This is a genomic window from Candidatus Clostridium eludens, assembly GCF_045310515.1.
GTDB classification, from domain to species: Bacteria; Bacillota; Clostridia; order Clostridiales; family Clostridiaceae; genus Clostridium_B; species Clostridium_B eludens.
In genome coordinates, this window is the sequence record NZ_JBJHZX010000021.1 from 73,107 (window position 1) to 93,921 (window position 20,815).

At 31.2% G+C, this 20,815-nt stretch carries 21 protein-coding genes and 1 pseudogene; 16 read left to right on the forward strand and 6 right to left on the reverse strand.

Annotated features, from left to right (window positions below):
• Positions 1-42 precede the first annotated feature (42 nt).
• The 5 genes from ACJDU8_RS14535 (at position 43) to ACJDU8_RS14555 (ending at position 4,944) form a co-directional block, all read left to right on the forward strand.
• Positions 43-990, forward strand: coding sequence for an ABC transporter ATP-binding protein (locus ACJDU8_RS14535; protein ID WP_406792872.1), 948 nt, complete (start codon positions 43-45; stop codon positions 988-990).
• 1 nt (position 991) lies between these two features.
• Positions 992-1,336, forward strand: a complete 345-nt coding sequence (locus tag ACJDU8_RS14540; protein WP_406792873.1) for an ABC transporter permease — start codon at positions 992-994, stop codon at positions 1,334-1,336.
• Positions 1,337-1,413: 77 nt separating this feature from the next.
• Positions 1,414-3,099, forward strand: coding sequence for a Gldg family protein (locus ACJDU8_RS14545; RefSeq protein ID WP_406792874.1), 1,686 nt, complete (start codon positions 1,414-1,416; stop codon positions 3,097-3,099).
• Positions 3,096-4,070, forward strand: coding sequence for a DUF4340 domain-containing protein (locus tag ACJDU8_RS14550; protein WP_406792875.1), 975 nt, complete (start codon positions 3,096-3,098; stop codon positions 4,068-4,070). The genes ACJDU8_RS14545 and ACJDU8_RS14550 overlap by 4 nt, the downstream gene beginning before the upstream one ends.
• Positions 4,071-4,167: 97 nt before the next feature.
• Complete coding sequence (locus ACJDU8_RS14555; protein ID WP_406792876.1) at positions 4,168-4,944, forward strand: hypothetical protein; 777 nt, start codon at positions 4,168-4,170, stop codon at positions 4,942-4,944.
• Between the two features lie 77 nt (positions 4,945-5,021).
• Here ACJDU8_RS14555 and ACJDU8_RS14560 read toward each other — a convergent pair whose 3' ends face one another.
• Positions 5,022-5,192: a hypothetical protein gene (locus ACJDU8_RS14560; RefSeq protein ID WP_406792877.1), complete on the reverse strand. Its 171-nt coding sequence runs from the start codon at positions 5,190-5,192 to the stop codon at positions 5,022-5,024.
• 1 nt (position 5,193) lies between these two features.
• Positions 5,194-6,168 carry an SDH family Clp fold serine proteinase gene (locus tag ACJDU8_RS14565; protein ID WP_406792878.1) on the reverse strand — a complete coding sequence of 325 codons (975 nt, stop codon included), beginning with the start codon at positions 6,166-6,168 and terminating at the stop codon, positions 5,194-5,196.
• Positions 6,169-6,357: 189 nt separating this feature from the next.
• Between ACJDU8_RS14565 and ACJDU8_RS14570 the strand changes: the two genes are divergently transcribed.
• The 6 genes from ACJDU8_RS14570 (at position 6,358) to ACJDU8_RS14595 (ending at position 11,633) form a co-directional block, all read left to right on the forward strand.
• Positions 6,358-7,101 (forward strand): Hsp20/alpha crystallin family protein, encoded by a 744-nt coding sequence (locus ACJDU8_RS14570; protein ID WP_406792879.1) that lies wholly within the window; start codon positions 6,358-6,360, stop codon positions 7,099-7,101.
• A gap of 417 nt (positions 7,102-7,518) precedes the next feature.
• Entirely contained in the window at positions 7,519-8,997 is a 1,479-nt protein-coding gene (locus tag ACJDU8_RS14575) for a spore germination protein (protein ID WP_406792880.1), read from the forward strand.
• A complete protein-coding gene (locus ACJDU8_RS14580) occupies positions 8,994-10,088 on the forward strand; it encodes a GerAB/ArcD/ProY family transporter (protein ID WP_406792881.1) in 1,095 nt (364 codons plus the stop codon). Before ACJDU8_RS14575 ends, ACJDU8_RS14580 begins: the two co-directional genes overlap by 4 nt.
• Positions 10,075-11,178 (forward strand): Ger(x)C family spore germination protein, encoded by a 1,104-nt coding sequence (locus ACJDU8_RS14585; RefSeq protein WP_406792882.1) that lies wholly within the window; start codon positions 10,075-10,077, stop codon positions 11,176-11,178. The genes ACJDU8_RS14580 and ACJDU8_RS14585 overlap by 14 nt, the downstream gene beginning before the upstream one ends.
• A gap of 70 nt (positions 11,179-11,248) precedes the next feature.
• Positions 11,249-11,374, forward strand: a complete 126-nt coding sequence (locus ACJDU8_RS14590) for a hypothetical protein (RefSeq protein WP_406792883.1) — start codon at positions 11,249-11,251, stop codon at positions 11,372-11,374.
• Positions 11,358-11,633: a Ger(x)C family spore germination C-terminal domain-containing protein gene (locus tag ACJDU8_RS14595; protein ID WP_406792884.1), complete on the forward strand. Its 276-nt coding sequence runs from the start codon at positions 11,358-11,360 to the stop codon at positions 11,631-11,633. Before ACJDU8_RS14590 ends, ACJDU8_RS14595 begins: the two co-directional genes overlap by 17 nt.
• A 180-nt stretch (positions 11,634-11,813) precedes the next feature.
• On the opposite strand, the gene ACJDU8_RS14600 is transcribed toward ACJDU8_RS14595, so the two are convergent.
• Together ACJDU8_RS14600 and ACJDU8_RS14605 are read right to left on the reverse strand one after the other, a co-directional pair.
• On the reverse strand, positions 11,814-12,821 hold the full coding sequence (locus tag ACJDU8_RS14600; RefSeq protein WP_406792885.1) for a DUF3231 family protein: 1,008 nt from the start codon (positions 12,819-12,821) through the stop codon (positions 11,814-11,816).
• A 65-nt stretch (positions 12,822-12,886) separates the two neighbouring features.
• On the reverse strand, positions 12,887-14,059 hold the full coding sequence (locus ACJDU8_RS14605; protein WP_406792886.1) for an iron-containing alcohol dehydrogenase: 1,173 nt from the start codon (positions 14,057-14,059) through the stop codon (positions 12,887-12,889).
• A 251-nt stretch (positions 14,060-14,310) separates the two neighbouring features.
• On the opposite strand from ACJDU8_RS14605, the gene ACJDU8_RS14610 reads away from it, so the two are divergent.
• Positions 14,311-16,515 carry a DNA topoisomerase III gene (locus ACJDU8_RS14610; RefSeq protein ID WP_406792887.1) on the forward strand — a complete coding sequence of 735 codons (2,205 nt, stop codon included), beginning with the start codon at positions 14,311-14,313 and terminating at the stop codon, positions 16,513-16,515.
• A gap of 83 nt (positions 16,516-16,598) precedes the next feature.
• Here the strand turns inward: ACJDU8_RS14610 and ACJDU8_RS14615 are convergent, their stop codons facing one another.
• Positions 16,599-17,354 carry a response regulator transcription factor gene (locus tag ACJDU8_RS14615; protein WP_406792888.1) on the reverse strand — a complete coding sequence of 252 codons (756 nt, stop codon included), beginning with the start codon at positions 17,352-17,354 and terminating at the stop codon, positions 16,599-16,601.
• 75 nt (positions 17,355-17,429) lie between these two features.
• On the reverse strand, positions 17,430-18,644 hold the full coding sequence (locus ACJDU8_RS14620; protein ID WP_406792889.1) for a sensor histidine kinase: 1,215 nt from the start codon (positions 18,642-18,644) through the stop codon (positions 17,430-17,432).
• 257 nt (positions 18,645-18,901) lie between these two features.
• On the opposite strand from ACJDU8_RS14620, the gene pduA reads away from it, so the two are divergent.
• From pduA to ACJDU8_RS14640, 4 genes and pseudogenes are all read left to right on the forward strand, one after another.
• Complete coding sequence (gene pduA / locus ACJDU8_RS14625; RefSeq protein ID WP_012101449.1) at positions 18,902-19,180, forward strand: propanediol utilization microcompartment protein PduA; 279 nt, start codon at positions 18,902-18,904, stop codon at positions 19,178-19,180.
• Between the two features lie 26 nt (positions 19,181-19,206).
• Complete coding sequence (gene pduB, locus ACJDU8_RS14630; protein ID WP_406792890.1) at positions 19,207-20,112, forward strand: propanediol utilization microcompartment protein PduB; 906 nt, start codon at positions 19,207-19,209, stop codon at positions 20,110-20,112.
• Between the two features lie 100 nt (positions 20,113-20,212).
• Positions 20,213-20,413: a hypothetical protein gene (locus tag ACJDU8_RS14635; RefSeq protein ID WP_406792891.1), complete on the forward strand. Its 201-nt coding sequence runs from the start codon at positions 20,213-20,215 to the stop codon at positions 20,411-20,413.
• Between the two features lie 106 nt (positions 20,414-20,519).
• Positions 20,520-20,815: pseudogene (locus ACJDU8_RS14640) on the forward strand (acetaldehyde dehydrogenase); the annotation flags it as partial.

Here is a 20,815-nt window from a genome sequence, read left to right on the forward strand (position 1 = left end):
TATGTATACCTTAAAATAAAATAGTGTAAAGGAGGGGATAGGGTGATAGAAGTAATAAATCTCACCAAAAACTATGGAAATATAAAAGCTGTAAACAATTTGAATTTTGAAGTTAAAAAAGGAGAGATAGTAGGTTTTTTGGGACCAAATGGTGCTGGTAAATCTACTACAATGAATATAATAACAGGTTATATGTCTTCAACAGGGGGAACTGTTAAAGTATGTGGTTTTGACATTTTAGAAGAACCTATAGAGGTAAAAAAACGTATAGGATATCTGCCAGAACAAACACCTCTCTATACAAACATGACTGTAATAGAATTTTTAAATTTCATAAGTGATTTAAAGTTAGTTGAAAAGAAGCAAAAAAAGAAGCATTTAGAGGAAATTATAAAAAAAGTTAATCTAATACAGGTGAAAGATAGGTTAATTGGGAATCTTTCCAATGGATATAAGCATAGGGTGGGTTTGGCACAAGCACTTATAGGAGATCCAGAGATACTTATTTTGGACGAACCCACAACGGGGCTTGATCCAGCACAAATAATAGAAATAAGAAAACTTATAGTAGATTTGGGAAAAGAGCATACAGTTATATTAAGCTCACATATTCTTCCAGAAGTAAGTGCTGTATGTCAGAAAGTGATTATAATAAATAAAGGAGAGATTGTGGCAGTAGATACCCCTGATAACTTGTCAAAAAGATTTATCAACTATTCAAAGTTTCATATTACAATGGCTGGAGATAAAAAACTTATAGAAGAAAAACTTTCAGGTATTGATGATATAAAATCAATACAGGTAGATGAGGAAAAAGAAGATAATGTTATAAGTTATATTATTGAAACAAGTAAAGATAAGGATGTGAGGAAAACTCTTTTTTATGTCATGGCTAATGCAGGATTACCTATACTTGAATCTAAATCATTAGATACTTCCTTAGAAGATATATTTGTTCAACTTGTAACAGACGAAAAGGAGGTAAAATAAGATGAAGGCAATTTTAAAAAATGAGATTAAATATAATTTTAATTCCCCTATGTATTATATTGTAATTGGATTGTTTATATTAGTAACTTCCATATATTATTTTATTGGAAATGTTTATAATCAATCTGCGGATTTAAGCAGTTTGTTTGGGACTATGAGTATTATTTTATTATTTATAGTACCTATTCTTACAGCTAAAACTATAGCTGAGGATAAAAGAAATGGTATGGAAATACTGTTAATTACTTCTCCTACTAAATTATCACATATTGTTTTAGTAAAATTTTTTCCCCTTTTATTTACATTTTTGGCAATTGTGGGGGGATTTCATTTATTTATCCTATAATATTATTTATTTTTTCTGATCTATCAATTACTGCAGTTGTTGGACAGTATTTAGGCTTTATTCTTCTTGGGATAGCTATGATAGCTTTTGGAGTATTCATTTCTTCGCTGACGGAAAGTGTGGTGACAGCATCTGCTATAAGTTTTATAGGGCTTTTAATTATGATGCTTATAGAGCCTATAAGTAATTCTTTTGGTGGCAGTATATCTAAAGTGTTGAACTGGTTTTCAATATTCTCAAGATATGATGATATAACTAAAGGGATTTTTTCACTAAATGCTGTTATTTACTATTTAAGTTTTGCTGCTGTATTTATATTCTTAACTATTAGGATAATAGAAAAAAGACGATGGCACAACAATGTAAAATATAGTTTCAATTCTTTAATGCTTGTTATATTAGTAATAGTAATTGCTATAATTGTAAATCTTCTGGCAGGGCAAAACCCTATAAAATTTGACTTATCCTCAAATAGACTATACTCCATAGGTGATACTACTAAGGCTATTATTGGAAAATTAAATAAAGATGTAGTAATATACGGGCTTTTTGATGATGAAAAAATTAATAATGATTATAAGCGAGTAGATGAATTACTTAGTAAATACGAAAATAATTCTAAAAACCATATAACTGTAAGATATGTGGATCCTGATAAAAATACAAGAATAATTAAACAGCTTGATCCTGATGGAAGTCTTGAATTGAAAAAAAATGATTTTGTTGTAATTAGTGGTAATAAGCTTAAAAAGCTGTCTTATGAGGATCTCTTTCAAATTAAAGTAGATCAGTCTTTTTCACAATACGCTGCAGCTTCCCAGGCAGAACAGAGTTTTACAGGTGCAATTAAGTATGTAACTTCTGATATAACTAATGTTATTTATTTTGCTGAAGATAATGGTGAAGATAACTTACAGAGTAGCTATAAAACTTTTAAAAGCAGTTTGGAAAAAAATAATTTTGTTATTAAGTCTGTAAATCTTGATGCAGTGAAGGAAATACCTAAGGACACAAGCGTTTTAGTGTTTTTATCTCCAGAAAGAGATTTAGCAATAAGTGAAAAGGATAAAGTGAGTGAATTTCTTAATAATGGAGGAAAAGCAGTATTTTTATTTAACTCTATTAGTTCTGATCCTGCCTTTACTCAATTTGATGCAATCATTAAAGAATATGATTTATCACTAAATTATGATAGGGTGAAAGAAAATGATGAAACAAAACATTTGCCAGATGATCCTTATTCTTTAATACTTGATGTGGAAAGTAATGAAATAATACCTCTTGAATTTTCAGGAATGCTTATGGATAACGCCAGAAGTATAAACATTTTAAAAAATGAAAAAAAAGAAATTAAGGTTGCTCCACTAATAAAGACAAGCAATACTTCCATTGGAGAACAAATAGATAAAACTAAGGGTAAGGATAATGAAGGACCATTAAATTTGGCAGTGGCTGCTGAAAGTAAGGCTACATTAAAACCTTCACAGATAATTGTTTTAGGAAGTTCCGTATTTCTTAATGAAAGTACTAAGCAGAAATATTTTTCCTATTTTAGCACTGGAAATTATTTTTTCATAAGTGCATTAAATTGGACACAGGATAAAAGTAGTGATGTGATTATAGGTGCAAAATCATTAAACAGCGGAAAAATTTCTATTAGTCAGTTTAGTGCAAATATAATAGGTTTTTTTGTTATAGGTGTGATACCTGTAAGTATATTAGGGTATGGTTTGGCTGTCTGGTTAAAAAGGAGGAACCTATGAAGTTTTATAAAAATGTAATTATACTGGGTATAATAGTTGTACTACTTTCAGCTGCTTATTTTATAACTGAAAGAAAAAATGCACAAAGTGCCATAGAAACAAGTACAGCTAATAAAATAAAAATCTTAAACTTGAAGCTAGATGATATTTCTAAAATTGAAATAAATAATAAAAGGGAAAAATTATTATTTGAAAAAAAACAGGGCAAATGGGTGTTAGTAGAACCAGCAGACATAAAATATGACCAAGCGGTTGCTAATGGTCTGCCATTAAGTATATTCTATATTACAGCTAATAAGTTAATAGCTGAAAAAAGTACTGATTTTACCCAGTATGGGTTAGATAATCCTACAATAATATCTATTAGTACACCAGGTGGTAAAAATAGTACATTAGAAATAGGAAATCTAACTTCCTCTAAAGACAGTTATTATGCAAAATTAAATGAAAGCAGCAGTATTTATACTATTGATAAAAATAAAGTTGAGTCCATTTTACTTACACAAAATGCAGTAAAGGATAAAAATGTATTGTCACTTAGTCGGGAACTCCGTCCTAGGATGATAGCAGAAGATATTACCAGGGTAACTTTGAAAAAAAATAGTACACTAGTTTTTTCAGCTAAAAAAAATACTGACGGTGACAATTGGTCAATTATTGCACCAGTTGAAGAAAAGGCAGATAAAAATAAAATAGCACCAGTACTAGATGCTGTATCTAAAGTTCTTGCTATAGAATTTATAGATGATAATCCTTCAAATTTTGATAAGTATGGATTAAAAAATTCTCTTTATAGTTTAGAGTTTGAAAATTCAAAAGGTATAAAAAAATTATATATAGGAAATGAAAAAGAAGCCGGCAGCGAATATTATGCTAGAGTTGAGGGGTCAAATGACGTTTTTTCTTTAAGTGAAGAAGGATTTGCTTTTCTTGATAAACCATTAAAAGAATTTGTTGAGGAAGAAAAATAGTTTATCCCAATGCCCCAATTAGCAAATACCTATTCAGGATTGAGAATCGTGAATTGTGAGCTGTGAACTGTGAACTGAATATACAGGGGGAGTGAAAATGAAAAATAGGAAATATTTATACATATTTTTAATATTATTTTTGATAGCATTAAGTGTAGGATATTTTAAAATTGAAAATAAAAAAACTAGCAGTAATACTGGTAAGCAAAAAACTGACGTAGTAAAAAACGACAAGCCAAATGCCAAAAATACCAGCGATACTAAAAGTGCGGTAAGTAATGAAGATAATTCATCTGAAACGTCAAATATAAAAGATAGCACTTCTGCTGATTCAAATAATGATTCATCGGAAAATAATTTAAGAACCGGACAATCAAAATCAGAGGATTCTAACACTGTGCCTGCACAGGTACAAAAACCGGCACCGACACAGGTACAAACATCGACACAAACTACAACAGTTACTTTAACAGGTTTTATTCAAGATGAAGATTGTTTTGTTCAGTACGTAGATTCAGACACTGGCAAGGCAAAACAAGATCCGGGTAATGATACAAAAGATTGTTTGTTAATGCAGGCTTGTGCAAATAGCGGTTATGGAATAACAGCACTTCAAAGTGATGGAACTTATAAGTTCTATTATTTTGACGGAAAATTTGCAACTGGAAAGGGAGAAGGCTTTATACCGGGAACTGGCGCCCAGGCGTTAGCATGGGAACTAATTAATAAAACGAGTAAACAAGATCATGTTGCTATTACTGTTACAGGAACTTTAAATGGAGATACAAGAACAAATACAAACGCTGCTTTTCCAGCCAATGTAGATGGAAAATATTACTCGGTTATAACTGTGTCACAATTGCATGAGAATTAAGGTTTATTTTCCTATGATTATTTTACTCATAGGAAAATAAAGTTTTTACATAAAGTGAGAATATACTTTTATAGCTATTATTTTTTCATTCTATTAGCATAGAATTCACCACTGATTTCATCCTCACTATATTCTATATAGGATATTTTTGTGTTGTTATTTGATATATTATAATTGGACCAAACGCAGCCTGAATTATTAGATACATTTCTAAATCTCTTTAATTGTATATTAGATTTTAAACTCATATTATATTCTCCTCCATGTCTGATTAATAATATTTACATTTGAATATCCGTTAATGTTTGCTTCTCCCATGTTATGGATAGCCCCGTCAAAAATATAACCATAGCTCATGCCAGCTGTTTCAATAACTCCTGAACATACAGAAAATTTACCTAAAGAATCAGCTGCCTCTTCAGGAGAAAATGGAATATTAAAGGAAAAATCTTTTTCATAGGTTTCATAAAGAGACCATATTTTTTTTTCTAACTCATCTGAGCAATTTTGTATAGGAAGCTTAATTATGTTTTTGGCTTCTCGCCTTGTTATCATATAGCTGTGTGATTGTAACTTTTCAGTTAAAATATTTACAATTTCATTTATTTTATACTCATCTTGATAATTCATATGCATAAGTAATAATTCTTTCGCAACAGTCCTTATTAATGCATGAGTTCTGAATATACTTCCTACGGCTAAAGGATGTATGTGCTCTGTTAAATTAGTAAAAACCTTAATTAGAGTTTCATCTGTCTTAAGTCCTATTACATCTTTAGCAATAGAGAAAAAAGAGTATACATCTTCTACATTAATAGGAAGCTTCATGTTGTTATTGTCTTCAGGATTAAAAACGCTGGTTATATTAGGATCTACAGGACTGAGTTCTCCCATTTTTGTCATGATTATTTCAGAAGCACCGAGACATATCAAGGTACCTGCACTATAAGCTTTATAGGGTACTAATACTGAAAATTTACTACAGTATTCGTATATAAGTTCAACTAAACGAAGAGATGTTAATACATCTCCACCTTTAGTAAAAATAAATAAATCTATTTTATCTGTTTTTCCTACATTTTCAAGAAGTTTATGGAAAATTGGAATAATGTCAGGAGCTATTCTTATATTAATATTCTGCCTATCACCACAAAAATAGCATATTACTTTAGAATGCCGTTCTTCTGATATATCTTTAATTAACTCATATCTAGTTTCATTCATTTTATCACATCCCAAAATTGAAAATTAAAGTTTAATTAAGATTATTGTTTGAAATTCTCACTATATATATTCAATGTAATGGGTTTTATTTTTCAAATAATTTTTTTAATAATCTCTGAATAATTTTTCCTTTAATATACAATAATAAGTACTGTAAAAAAAATAAAACAATTTAGGAGGTACATTATTATGCAAATCAACACTAATACTTTAGAACAACAAGGAGTTAACCCACAACAGATAAGATTTGTCCCAATATCATCAAATGTTTCATATTTAGGTACTACTGTTAATTATGGAATTGGCACACATACAGGAGTAAATGCTTTTTCTAATAATTCTCAAGCTATAGGAAATTGGACTGTTAGCCCACAAGCTGGTATTATCAATGCTTCTCAAATAGGTACTACACCATGCATTTCAGCAATGAGTACTACACCATGTATTTCAACATCTCAAGTTGGTCAAATAGGTACTGCATCATATATCCCAACACCTCAATTTGGTCAAATAGGTACTACACCATACATTTCAGCATCTCAATTTGGTCAAATGGGAAGCGGAGTTTTTAATGGCATGGTTTATAATACTCAAATTCCAATGGGAAGAAGTCTAATGGTTCAGCCTACTATAGATATTTCAGAAACATCCAGTGATATTGTGGTTTCTGCTTATGTATCGAATTCAGCAGTAAATGATTTGAAACTTAACGTTACTGATGATTCATTAACAATTTCAGGTACTTTATTAAATGGAACTAACCAATTTGTATTAAATAGAACAATTCCTCTTTCAACAAGTGTAAGAGCAGAGGCTGTAGAAGCTACTTTACAAAGCGGAGTTGTTGAAATTAGATTACCGAAGACAGAAAAATTTAATAGAGCGGCTCATACTTTAAGCAAAGATGCGGGTAATGTAATGATAAGCAAATAACAGTAATATTATTATGAATTAAGTTATTCATGTATTAAAAAAATAGGGTACCCTTATAAACTGCTGGCAAATATATTTTTGCTGGTAGTTTTTTGTATGTTCAATTTAAAGTTTTGAAATCAAGTGATTCTTAGATTCAGGTGGAGTTTGCTTATGAGAAAGGCTTTTCTCCATCTGAACCTTATTAACAGTATTCTTAGTGTCTTTAGCACTTAGAATACGTTATCCTTTAGGGGAAGAACTTATCTGCAGTGCTTATCTCCCACTTTGATAGAAAAGCAGAGAACCAAAATTTTTAATTTTGTGTGAATCGCTTTCACAGAGTGCGATGGGAATATTAGCAATGGTAGCGTTCGGATAAATATTTTTTATAAATTAAGGGAAATATATTTATTATACAAATTGAGGTGAAATAAAATGCCTGATAAAAAATGTAGTATAAATGATAATATCCAAAATATAAAAAATCTACTGGGAAAGCAAACTGAATTAATAATAAGAAATTTACTTATTGGAAATAAAAATTCTCTAGAGGCTGCAATTATTTATGTGAATGGATTAACTGATAAAAATATAATAGATAGAGACATACTAAAACCACTGATGTTGAATGCTAATGAGGACTTTGCAAATATGCAAAATTTAGAAGAATACATACACAAAAAGTATATTGCAGTTAGTGATACTTATGTTGAAACAGATATAAATAAAGCTGCAGAGGGCATTAAAAGAGGAAAAACTGTATTACTAATTCAAAATTCCTGTAACTTTATTCTAATAAATACTGCAGGTGGAACCTACAGGTCCATAGCTGAACCAGATAATGATCCTTCCTTGAGGGGACCCAGGGAAGGTTTTGTAGAAAATCTAGATACAAATATAAGTATATTAAGGAGAAGAATCAAAGATAAAAATTTATCAGCGGAGAAATTTGTACTGGGAAAAAGGTCCCAGACAGACCTTGTAATCATGTACATAGACGATATAGTAGATAAACAGCTTTTACAGATAATAAAAGACAAAATAAGTGCTGTAGATGTGGATTCTGTTCTCACAAATAGCTTCGTTGAACAGTTTATAGAGGAGCATCCTTATAGTATTTTGCCCCAGACTATCGGATCGGAAAGACCAGATGTAATAGAGGCAGCTTTAATGGAAGGAAAAATAGCTTTTTTGCTGGCAGGTACACCCTATGTTACAACCTATCCTTCTATATTTGTAGAGTTTTTTCAGACTGTAGAAGATTATTATGGAAGGACTCTGCAAGCCTGGTTTACAAGAGTACTGAGATTTATATCTGTTTTTATAGTGATAACTTTTCCTGCAATTTATATAACTTTTATTAAATTTAATCCAGAGCTCATACCAGTTGAATATATTAAGTCTCTTATATCAGCCAGACAGGGCATAGTATTAAGTCCCTTTATGTCTTTGTTGGCCATGCAGCTGACCATAGAATTTTTGAGGGAAGGCGGCCTAAGAATACCTGGTAAAATAAGTCAGACTGTTAGTGTGGTAGGTGGTATTATAATTGGTAATGCTGCCCTTCAGGCAAAGATTGTAAGTTCAACTACTTTGCTCATAGCAGGAATTACTACTGTTTCGTCTTTTGTAATATCTAATTACCAGATGTCCATTGCAATAAGAATTTTAACTTATCCTATGTTAATACTGGCAAATTGGCTTGGGGTGCTTGGAATAGTCATAGGATGGTTTTTCATACTAGCCTATCTTTGTTCTTTAGAAAATTTTGGAGTTCCTTATTTTGCCTTTCATAGAAGTGATATGAAAGATATATTTATAAGGGCACCTCTATGGAGGATGAATAAAAGACCTGAGGCTATTCCACATAATGACACTATAAGACAAAGGTATTTCAGGGGTGGAAAAAAATGAATAAAGCTCAGAATACCTTCTTAACCCCCAGCCAATTCACACTAACGTTAAAATCAGCTGTTGTGGGCATTGAAACAATGTATATAGCTAATAATATTATGAAATTTGCCAAACAGGACAGTTGGATTAGCTGTATAGTAGGGACAGTTTATCCTCTATATATGGTTATCATAGCAAACTATATGTGTAAAAAATTTCCTAAGGACAACATATTGATACTGAGTAAAAAGTGTTTTGGAAAATTTTTGGGAAGTATTTTAAATATTATTTTTATATCTTTCTTTTTATTTATGTTAACATCGGAATTTTCAGGATATACCCATGTGTTTCGGGTATATACAACTTCTTTCCTGAAACCCTATCAGGTTCTTTTCACTGCTTTAATTCCTATAACCTACATTGCCTATAAGGGCATAAAACCTCTGGGGAGATTAAATGAAGTAGGTTTTTATTTAACTGTAGGGTTGGTTGTTCTTCCTATGGCAGTTTTAGCATACGGAAGTTTTCTAAATTTAATGCCTGTATTTGGTTCAGGATTATCTGGTATATTAAAAGGCTCAAAAGAAACTGTTTTTGCCTTTTCCGGCATGGAGATTATGTTTCTTATTTATCCTTTTTTACAGGACAATAAAAAGTTGTTGAAATGTGGTATAGTCAATGTTGTTATTGTAGCATTTATTTATACATGGACTGTTTTTGCAACTATTTTTTACCTGGGTATTGAAACTTCTCCAGAGTATTTATGGCCCGTTTTAACATTGGCTGATAGTATAAATATTCCTATTGTAAATAGTTTTAGATTTATATTTATATCTTTATGGTCTCTGGTGCAATTTAAATGCATAGCTACTTATTATTTTGTAGTTTCTTATGGCTTAAATCAATCAGTAAAAAAGATACCTGCTGAAGCATTTGTTCTGCTTCTGTACCCTGTAATTATTATTATAACTATGTTATATGGAAATCCAACAACCAGAGGAGAATATACAAACAAACTAATTGTTGCTTATGTAATATTTAACTTAACATATGTTTCTGCAGCAGCAATTTTAATCCATTTTAAAAAAGGTGATGCTTATGAAAAAGTTTAAAGTTTTCTTAATAGTTATTGTAATATTCATCTTTATCATATGTTTTATAGGAGTAAAAGGATCACTTATTGAAAATCTGGAAGTACCTGTGGGTGTTGGAACAGATATAGCGGTGGATTCTTCAGATACAACTTATAGTGCACCTTTTTTAGTATATTCATTTGAGGACAATAAAGTAACAAGCAATACCTTTATTGGAGAAGGGGAAAATTGGGGTAAAACACGGGAAACCAGACAGTTAAAGGAAGGAAAAAAATCTATGATAGGCCTTAATAGAATATTTTTATTTAGTGAAAAATCCGCATTATTTGGTGTTAAAAGTACTTTAGATATATGGCTTAATAATCCAGCTATAAATGACAGGGCCATATGTGCAGTGTGCAGAGGAAAAGCTGAGGATATGTTTAAATACAAGGTTACTGGATACGCAAATTCTGCGGAATATATTGAAGGTATGATAAAAAACCTGCCAGAATACAATTTCTTTTCTATGCAGTATTCACTTATGGACTTAATAGTAAGAGGTCATGCAGAAGGAAGAAATATACTACTTCCTTATATAGAAATAAAGGACAATAACATAGAGACTACAGGTCTTGCCATATTTAAAGGAGATAAAATGATAGGAAGAGCAGATATGGATGAGACACGAATAATTAATATTTTAAAAGAAAATAGGGTTAAAGGGATGTTAACATTACAACAGGATTCTAAGAAATATATAAATTCTTATACCTATTCAAAAAGAAAGGTTAAGTGTTATAAACAAGATGGCAAATATAAATTTATAATAGATTTAGATTTAAAAGGTAATATAATATCTAATGAATTATACAATAACTTATATTCAGATCCCGAAGTATTAAAAAAATTTGAAAAAGATATGAAAAGTTACGTAGATAAAATGTGCAATAAAACAATAAATGATATTAAGTGTAAATACAAAGCTGATATTTTGGACTTAGGGAGAATTGCTGCTGCAAAGTATGGGAGAGGTACAGGTACTGATTGGAATAAGGCAGTGTGTGATTCTGACATTCAGGTTAATGTGAAGTTTAAAGTGGATACTGAAGGAAGAGGAGATTATTAGAAACAATAGGTTGTATGAATAATGCAATGGATTTACTCTAATACTAAATTCATTGATGGAGGTAATACTTATGAACAGAGATTATATACTTGTAATTATTCAATGGATTGTAGCTATAGGTTTATTAATATGGTTTATTCCTAAAGACAAAATTAGAGAAGCCTTGGTGGCTTTTTCCTTTGGACAATACCATTAGCAAATGTATAAGCCTAAACTGTGAGGTGTTCAATTTTGGAGAATTTGCAGCCATGAAATTTTTAACAATGAAGGAGTTTGAGGCCTATAATTGGAAGTCACATTTTAAAGATGTAAAAGTCACTGCAGATATTGATTTTACTATAGGACGTACAGGTACTCTAATAAGCACATCGCAAATTATAAGTACAGGGGGAGAAAGAAAAAATAATGTATGTACTAATAATTTTTTTATTGATAATTTCAATTTATCCTTTTAGCTACGCAAAGTATAACTGGGAAAGAAACAATAAATTAGGTGCGGTAGGGGCAGGTCTTATGGGAATATTGTCAATTGTATATCCGGCATTTCTTATTTTTACAAGATAGATCTAAATGTTAGAATTGCTTGAAAAAACCCTGATTACAAAAATTATCGTACCAGGGTTTTTTCATATGAATTATTTAACTCCTACCAAATTTTTATGTTTTATTGCCTGTGGAGGCTGTTCAAGCCAACCATTATGGATCATAATATCTAAACCATCTTTAGAATACTCCATAAGTTCATTTGTAAGTTTTGTATAGATAGTCAGCAGATCACTTCTTCTTGTATCTGTCACAGCTGTACCAATGCTGCTTATTTTTGCTGAACATATTATAATTATCTTATTTAACATCAATTTTTCTGAGAAAGGTGCAGCTGTAGAATCGGTTACGTATGAATCCGAAGGAGATGGAATAGGAATGTCTTCATTTTCTAAGATAGAATTTAACATATCAGTTTGTCTGGTTGCTAAGTCTACTCCTCTCAATATATAATTAGAAATTTTTTTGTCTCTACAAACTTGAGCAAAGCCCACTAATAGTGCTTTTCTTGTTACACTTGCAAAATTGATAGAAAAAATATGAGTTATTTCCCCTGCAAGTAAAGCTCTTTTTTTTCCGAACCAGTCTACCAAGAAGCTTTCACTTTTTACATATTGAACTTCTTTAGGTACTTCTACATGGGGTGCTCTTATAAAAATACCTTTTGATAATTTTAATTCTGTTGATTTATTATAAAGGTCTATATATTCTTGAATACATTTGGAGAAGTAATCTCTGATATCAGCACGTGCTATTTGAATTAAAGTCATAGTGTAATTTTGCATAGCTACTCTTGATGAATAACTTATATACTGCAGGTAAAAAGTATCAGTGAATAAACGTGGGGCAGTTATATTTACATCCTTATCCTTAAATCCTTCCGGTACAGGCAGTCTCTCTTGATTAAATAAGTCAGTTAATATTTTAATACGTTCATTGCACAAATCCAAGCTGTGCTGTAAAATATCACGAATCTCAGCATCTTCAACTGTGTTTAAAAAGTATTTGAATTTACATAATAACAGACTTTCCCCCATATAAGAGTTCCAAATTCCTGTTATTTCTGATGAGACTAATGGTATTTTTATAGTATTTGACATAAATATTTCCTCCTTGTATGAAGATCATTAGTAAAATTATGATATTTCTATCTTATTTTAAGTGTTTACATGGCAGTCTTAAAAATATTAAGTACATCTTCCACACTTGTCTGTCTTGGGTTCGTTAGAATGCATATGTCTTTTACAGCATTTTTTGAAAGAAATTCAAGATCTTTTTCTTTTACTCCTAAATTTTTTAAGTTTAACGGAAGATTCATATCATTGGAAAGGGACTCAATTTTATGTTTAATTTTATAAATGGCTTCATCTTGAGTTACTGCACGTTCTCCTACCGCAGTGCATAACTTAAGAATTCTTTCTTCAGGTACTGATACGGAATTGAATTCAATTACATAAGGCAGAATTACTGAATTGCAAACTCCATGAATTTGCTGATAAAAACCGCCTATTTGATGAGTTATTGCATGAACAAGTCCCAAACCTGCATTATTAAAAGCCATTCCTGCCATTACATTAGCATACATCATCTGTTCCCTTGCTTCCATATCATTGCCATTATCATAAGCTCTCTTTAAGTATTTGAATACTATCTTTAGAGCACCAATTGCCAGAGCATCTGTGGTGGGAGAGGCCTCAGTGGAAATAAAGGATTCTATGGCATGGGTGGCAGCGTCCATACCGGAGCTGGCAGTTACCTCTGGGGGCATAGTTGGCATAAACATGGGATCATTTACGGATATTAAAGGCATCAATTTGGGGTCTCCTATCACCATTTTTAATCTTCTGCTCTCATCTGTTAGGATTACAAAATTTGATATTTCAGATCCTGAACCGGAGGTTGTATTAATTGAAATAGTGGGTAAGCTGGGTTTTGTCATTTTCTTGTATCCCTCATAATCTGCAATTGAACCGCCGTTGGCCGCTACAGTTGCTATACCTTTTGCACAATCGTGACAGGTTCCGCCGCCCACAGATATAATAAACCGGTAATTTCTCTTTAATGGATTTAAGCCTTTATTAAAATAAGCAAGACCATCCTCCACAAATGAAACTGTAGAATTTGGATGTAATATGCCATCAAATATGTCATAAGAAATAAATAAACTTTTTAATATTGTTTCAATCATCTCCACATAACCAAGGCTTATTATGTTTTTATCTGTAACAATTAAAGCTTTGCTTAATTTATGAGGCATTAAATATGTTGGCAGATCCTTTATTGACCCCATACCAATAAGATTAGTTGATGGACATAAAAAGTCATGGATATTCTCCAAAATTTATCCCCTCCCATACTTGAAATTACAAAAATAAATTCTACAAATATTTATTTTAGAAATCGACTATGTGTATAGTATGTAACATAGTTAATATAATTATTCTCACAGCATTAGGTATATAAGTATTTTAAGTGTAAAAATACTTATGTTACTATGTTAAAAAGTATTTTAATATATTGTAAACAAGTAGAATAAATCGTATAATTATGAAATTGATAGTACTATAAAATTTACGGAAGGAAATGAATATGGGTAAAATATTAGTGTTAGCTGAAAAACCGTCTGTTGGAAGAGATTTAGCAAAAGTGCTTCATTGTAATAAAAAAAATGGAGGCTATATAGAAGGAGACAAATATGTTGTAACCTGGGCATTAGGCCACCTGGTAACTTTAGCAGATCCAGAAGTTTATGATGATAAATATAAAAGTTGGAAGTTAGAAGATTTGCCAATGCTGCCTAAGCATTTAAAACTTGTAGTTATAAGGCAAAGTGGAAAGCAATTTAATGCTGTTAGGGAGCAGTTAAATAGAAAAGATGTAACGGAAATTGTAATTGCTACTGATGCTGGACGTGAAGGTGAATTGGTAGCAAGGTGGATACTTGAAAAGGTAAGAGTGAATAAACCTGTAAAAAGACTTTGGATTTCCTCACAAACAGATAAAGCTATATTGGAGGGATTTAGGAATTTAAAATCTTCATCACAATATGATAATTTATATAAGGCAGCTCAATGTAGAGCAGAAGCCGATTGGGTTGTGGGATTAAATATTACTAGAGCTCTTACTTGTAAGCATAATGCACAGCTTACAGCAGGACGTGTGCAGTCTGCAACTCTGGCCATGATAGTTAATCATGAAGAAGAAATAAAGAATTTTAAGCCAAAGGATTATTTTACAATAAGTGCAAAGGCCAAGGGATTTACTCTAAAGTGGCGAGATAAAAATAATAATAGCAGCATTTTTGATGAAGACAAGGTAAATAAAATTCTAGCAGATACTAAGGGAAAAGAAGGTAATGTGGTTCAGGTTACAGAGAGCTATAAGAAGCAGCATGCCCCATCACTTTACGACTTAACTGAGTTACAAAGAGATGCAAATAGAATCTTTGGATACTCAGCCAAACAAACATTATCTATAATGCAAAGGTTATATGAAAATTATAAGATTTTAACTTATCCTAGAACGGATTCAAGATATATTTCTACAGATATAGTGGCTACATTGCCAGAACGTTTAAAAGCCATTTCTATAGGCAGCTATAGAGCCGCTGCAAGTGAAATACTAAAAGGTAAGATAAACGCTCATAAAGGTTTTGTAGACAACAGTAAAATAAGTGACCATCATGCAATTATTCCAACAGAAGAAACAGTTAAGTTATCTCTTTTAAGTAATGAGGAAAAAAATGTTTATGATTTGGTAGTTAAAAGATTTTTATCTGTTATGTTACCGCCTTTTGAATATTTGCAAACTACTATATTTGCAGACATTAATGGAGAAAGCTTTGCAGCAAAAGGTAATGTTATAAAGTCAAAGGGCTGGAAAAAGGTATATGATAGAGTTAGTGATTTAACTGAAGATGAGGATGAGAAAGATAATCAAGAATTACCGTTGATAAAAAAAGGCGACAAACTAAATATAACATCAGTAGAAAGTAAGAAGTTAAAAACTAAGCCGCCAGCAAGATTTAATGAGGGAACATTATTATCTGCCATGGAAAAACCACAAAAGTACGTAAGCATAGATAAAGTACATGCTAAAACCCTTGGAGAAACTGGAGGAATAGGAACAGTAGCTACAAGGGCAGATATAATAGAAAAGCTATTTAATATGTTCTATTTAGAGAAAAACGGAAAAGAAATCATTCCAACCTCAAAGGGAAAACAACTTATAGAATTAGTACCTGATGAGCTTAAGTCTCCATTGTTAACAGCAGAATGGGAATTAGAATTAGAGCTTATCAGCAAAGGGAAGAAAGACCCTAGGGTATTTACAGATAGAATGAGAAAATATGCAGCAGAGCTAGTTGAGGATGTTAAGGGAAGTAGTGATAAATTTAAACATGATAATCTAACCGGTAAAAAGTGTCCTAGATGCGGTAAATATATGCTTGAAGTTAAGGGTAAGCATGGAGTTATGAATGTGTGCCAGGATAGAGCCTGTGGACATAGGGAAAATATAAGTAAGTTCACAAATGTGAGATGTCCAGAATGCAAGAAAAGATTAGAGCTTCGAGGGCAGGGGGAAGGTCAAATATATGTTTGTGTAAACACAAACTGTAATTTCAGAGAAAAAGCATCAGTATTTAATAAAAGATTTAAAGAAAGTGAAAGTAAGTTAAATAAAAAAGATGTGTCAAAATATATGAAAAAAATGAAGGCAGAAAATAAGACTAATATGAATTCAGCCCTGGCTGAAGCTTTAGCTAATATGAAATTTAAATCAAGTGATTCTTAGGCTTGGGTGAGAGGGTACATTAATTTGAAATAAAAAGCACAAAAACTAAATAGGAGTACTTAGTTTTTGTGCCTGCTAATTGTTTATACTTTAGTGTAACTGCTTACCTTGAATTTATAAGGTGATACACTTTCATTTTTATAAAATACCTTGCTGAAGTAAGCAGCGTCTATATAACCTACTTCTAAAGCTATTTGGGTTATGGATTTATCAGTATTAATTAATAGTTTTTTTGCTTTTTCAAGCCTTAGCTTGGTAATATATTGAGTAAATGTAATGCCCATTTTTTGTTTGAAATACCTGCTTAAATATTGAGGATTCAAATGAACAAAGTTAGCTACTGAATTGAGATTTATCTTACGGTTAAAGTTGGTATCTATATATTTTAAAATAATTTTTATAGTATCTTCATATATATTTTTAGAATTTATGTCATTTATTTTTAAATTATCGTGTTTTTCAGTAGTTTCTATAGATTGTATAACTTTGTTTAAAGCATTTTTCAAATCATTAGTTCTTACAGGTTTTATCATATAGTTAACTACACCGTATTTTATAGCTTCCTGGGCATAATCAAATTTTTCATAGGCCGTTAAAATAATAGTTTTTACATTTGGTAAAAATTCTATTATTTCTTTTTGCGCCTGAAGTCCATTTTTTTCTGGCATTTTTATATCCATAAGAATTATATCTGGTTTGTAGATTTTTGCATTTAGTACTACTTCATGTCCATTTTTACAATCTTTTTTTATATCAATATTATAAAAATCTCTTTGTAGGATTATTCTTAAAGCTTTTCTTTCTAAAGGTTCATCATCTGCTATAAGAAGTTTATACATAGTTAATTATCCTCCTTAACTAATTAAAGTATGGTATAATAATTGGAAAATTTTGTACTATTATTTTGCAACTATTTAAGGTGTCATAATTTTAGGAATATGGATTTCTACTTTTGTACCCATATTAGGTTTACTTTTTATTTTTAGACCATAGTTGCCTCCAAAGTAATTGCATAGCCTATCATGAGTATTTTTTATACCTATACCAAATTGTTCTGGTATATTATCTGAATTGGTTAGCAGAGATAATATACTGGAATCAATTCCTTTGCCGTTATCAGATACCTCAATTATAATGTCTTTTGAGGGTGTTAAACTGCCCTTAACACAAACTTCCCCTCCTTCTAGCTTTTGTTCTAAACCATGTATCAGTGCATTTTCTACTATAGGTTGAATAATCATAGAAGGAATTCTACATTCCATGATTTTTTCATCTATCTCAATGCTATATTTAATTCTATCACTGTATCTTAGGGCCTGGATATATAAATATCGTTCTATATATTCAATTTCAGTTTTTAGTTTAGGAAATTCTTCATAATTTTTCAGGCTGTATCTTAAAAGATCTGAAAGTGTATATATTAGATCTTCGGTTTTAGGGGCATTCTCTATTAGTGCTATTCTAGCTATTGTATTTAGAGTGTTAAATAAAAAATGAGGATTAGTCTGAGCTTGTATAGTTTTTAATTGCATCTTTTTTGCCTGCTGCTCTAGCTTTGTTTTTTCTTCACTTTCTTTTAACAACTTTTTTTGAGTTATTTTGTGCATTCCAATTTCAGCTATATAATTTGCTAGGAAATTATAAAATTCTACACAATTGTGGAGGTAATCGCTTTCAACCAATTGAATTGAATTGGTTACCTCTTCTAATCTTTTAATAGGTATGTCACATTCTTTAGATAATTTATTTAAATCTATAGAATTTTTAGTCTGTTGATCTTTTACAAGTACTTGTCCACCTAATACCGCCCCTAAGTAATAATCATCTACAATGATAGGGGCTGCCGAATCCATGAGACCTGTATGGCATGTATACACTTTTGGATTTCTGTCTTTCATGGCTGAAAATCCCGCCTGGGAATGACATAATTTACATTTCTTATTTCCTTTTGGAAAAGAACCCATAAGTGAACAAAAAGGAGTAAGATTGGTTTCTTTACAAACAGGAGTACCATTAGTATCTACTATAATTGTAGGAAATTTAACTAACTTTGTCAATCTATCCTGTATATTCTGGATACTTTCTACATCAATAATATCTTTTAGATTAATGCTTTGTAATGAATTCATCTTGTGATTTTTCCCTCCTACATTTTTAGTGTTGTATATATTTTTAAATTTTAGTATACTGAATTTGTCACAATAAATAAATAATTTGGTTTGATATTTACTTTGAGATATCAAAAAAATACAATAATTTTATATATATATAATACAAAAGTCAGTCGAATTTGTCAAAAAAAATTTATGGATTTAGTAATAAAATTTAGACAAAATAAAAAATAAATAAAGCAATAAAAAAATAAAAATTATGGAGGTACTATTTTATGGGACAGGAAGCATTAGGAATGATTGAAACAAAAGGATTAGTTGGAGCTATTGAAGCTGCTGATTCAATGGTAAAAGCAGCAAATGTTGCACTTATTGGATATGAAAAAATAGGTTCAGGACTTGTAACCGTTATGGTAAGAGGAGACGTAGGAGCAGTAAAAGCTGCAACAGATGCAGGAGCTGCTTCAGCTAAAAGAGTAGGAGAAGTTATATCAGTACACGTTATTCCAAGACCTCATACAGATGTAGAAAAAATATTGCCTAACATTGGGTAAACAGGCTTTACTGAGGGGAGTTATGTATGAATAATGAGTTTATAGAAAAGGTTTTAGGTGAAGTTAGAAAAAGTTTGGATTCGAAAAATATTGATCAGGAAAAACTGAATAAGGTTATAGAAGCAACTACTACAAAATTGTCAGATTCAAAAAATGAACAAGTTGTAGGTACAAAAGCATCGGAAAAAAGTGAACAAGTTATAAAAGAGCAAGCCGAGGATGTAAAGAAGGCTCCAGTGACTCCACCGGTAACTGAATTTGTAGGAACAGCGGGAGGAGACACAGTAGGCTTGGTTATAGCTAATGTAGACAGCCATTTACATGAGCATTTAGGCTTAGATAACACATGCCGTTCAATAGGTATAATAAGTGCCAGAGTAGGGGCACCTGCTCAAATGATGGCTGCAGATGAAGCAGTTAAAGGTACAAATACACAAATTGCAACTATTGAACTGCCAAGAGATACAAAAGGCGGAGCTGGACATGGTATATTTATTGTTTTAAAAGCTGCAGATGTATCTGATGCTAGAAGGGCAGTGGAAATTGCACTTAAACAAACAGATAAATATTTGGGAAATGTTTACGTTTGTGATGCCGGCCATCTGGAAGTTCAATATACCGCAAGGGCAAGTTTAATATTTGAAAAGGCTTTTGGAGCTCCATCAGGGCAGGCCTTTGGTATCATGCATGCAGCTCCGGCAGGGGTTGGAATGGTAGTAGCAGATACAGCATTAAAAACAGCCGATGTAGAACTAATTACTTATGGCAGTCCTACTAATGGCGTACTGTCATATACAAATGAAATTCTTATCACTATAAGTGGAGATTCAGGTGCTGTTATTCAAGCTTTAACTGCTGCTAGAAAAGTTGGTTTGTCCATTTTAAGATCAATGGGGCAGGATCCTGTTTCTCTGTCTAAACCTACTTTTTAGAATATTTGGAATTGTTGAAACTATTGGAATGATTAGCTGATATTTGCTTTAAACAGCAAATGTGAATTTAATAGGATAGGAACTTTCCACAGGTGGATTGGTGACTGTAAAAATTAATGGGGATGTGGGAGCAGTAAAAACATCTGTTAATGCTGTTAAATTAAATGCTGTTGTTCTAAATATTAGTTATTCCAAGACCAAATGGAGTCATAGGATCAATAATTGGCTCGAAAAAATAGGTAATTTGACTAGGATTATTAAATTAAACAGAAAAAGACAGTTGCAACTTATTCATAGTTGATTTAAAATTAAGTATAGTAAAAAAAGGACATGTATAAGGATTACATCAGGGTGTTTTTTTAATGTAAAGCAAATTTAAAAATAGATTTCTGAAAGGGAGAATAAAAATGGAGATAATGGATAAAGACTTACAGTCAATACAAGAAGTAAGAGCTCTTATTGCAAAAGCAAAGAAAGCTCAAGCAGAATTTAAAAATTTTTCTCAAGAAGCTGTAAACAAAGTAATAGAAAAAATAGCTAAGGCTACAGAAGTAGAAGCTATAAAACTTGCAAAAATGGCACATGAAGATACAGGATATGGAAAATGGGAAGATAAAGTAATAAAGAATAAGTTTTCAAGTATAGTAGTTTACAACTACATTAAAGACTTGAAAACGGTTGGAATTTTAAAAGAAGATAAAGA

Excerpts from the sequence above, each read along its gene's own strand:
- ACJDU8_RS14545 (WP_406792874.1), top strand. The coding sequence starts at position 1,414 with ATGATAGCTTTTGGAGTATTCATTTCTTCGCTGACGGAAAGTGTGGTG.
- ACJDU8_RS14575 (WP_406792880.1), top strand. The coding sequence starts at position 7,519 with ATGCCTGATAAAAAATGTAGTATAAATGATAATATCCAAAATATAAAA.
- ACJDU8_RS14550 (WP_406792875.1), top strand. The coding sequence starts at position 3,096 with ATGAAGTTTTATAAAAATGTAATTATACTGGGTATAATAGTTGTACTA.
- ACJDU8_RS14585 (WP_406792882.1), top strand. The coding sequence starts at position 10,075 with ATGAAAAAGTTTAAAGTTTTCTTAATAGTTATTGTAATATTCATCTTT.
- ACJDU8_RS14540 (WP_406792873.1), top strand. The coding sequence starts at position 992 with ATGAAGGCAATTTTAAAAAATGAGATTAAATATAATTTTAATTCCCCT.
- ACJDU8_RS14615 (WP_406792888.1), bottom strand. The coding sequence starts at position 17,354 with ATGTATAAACTTCTTATAGCAGATGATGAACCTTTAGAAAGAAAAGCT.
- ACJDU8_RS14610 (WP_406792887.1), top strand. The coding sequence starts at position 14,311 with ATGGGTAAAATATTAGTGTTAGCTGAAAAACCGTCTGTTGGAAGAGAT.
- ACJDU8_RS14620 (WP_406792889.1), bottom strand. The coding sequence starts at position 18,644 with ATGAATTCATTACAAAGCATTAATCTAAAAGATATTATTGATGTAGAA.
- pduA (WP_012101449.1), top strand. The coding sequence starts at position 18,902 with ATGGGACAGGAAGCATTAGGAATGATTGAAACAAAAGGATTAGTTGGA.
- ACJDU8_RS14565 (WP_406792878.1), bottom strand. The coding sequence starts at position 6,168 with ATGAATGAAACTAGATATGAGTTAATTAAAGATATATCAGAAGAACGG.
- ACJDU8_RS14560 (WP_406792877.1), bottom strand. The coding sequence starts at position 5,192 with ATGAGTTTAAAATCTAATATACAATTAAAGAGATTTAGAAATGTATCT.
- ACJDU8_RS14600 (WP_406792885.1), bottom strand. The coding sequence starts at position 12,821 with ATGTCAAATACTATAAAAATACCATTAGTCTCATCAGAAATAACAGGA.
- ACJDU8_RS14570 (WP_406792879.1), top strand. The coding sequence starts at position 6,358 with ATGCAAATCAACACTAATACTTTAGAACAACAAGGAGTTAACCCACAA.
- ACJDU8_RS14580 (WP_406792881.1), top strand. The coding sequence starts at position 8,994 with ATGAATAAAGCTCAGAATACCTTCTTAACCCCCAGCCAATTCACACTA.
- ACJDU8_RS14555 (WP_406792876.1), top strand. The coding sequence starts at position 4,168 with ATGAAAAATAGGAAATATTTATACATATTTTTAATATTATTTTTGATA.
- pduB (WP_406792890.1), top strand. The coding sequence starts at position 19,207 with ATGAATAATGAGTTTATAGAAAAGGTTTTAGGTGAAGTTAGAAAAAGT.
- ACJDU8_RS14590 (WP_406792883.1), top strand. The coding sequence starts at position 11,249 with ATGAACAGAGATTATATACTTGTAATTATTCAATGGATTGTAGCTATA.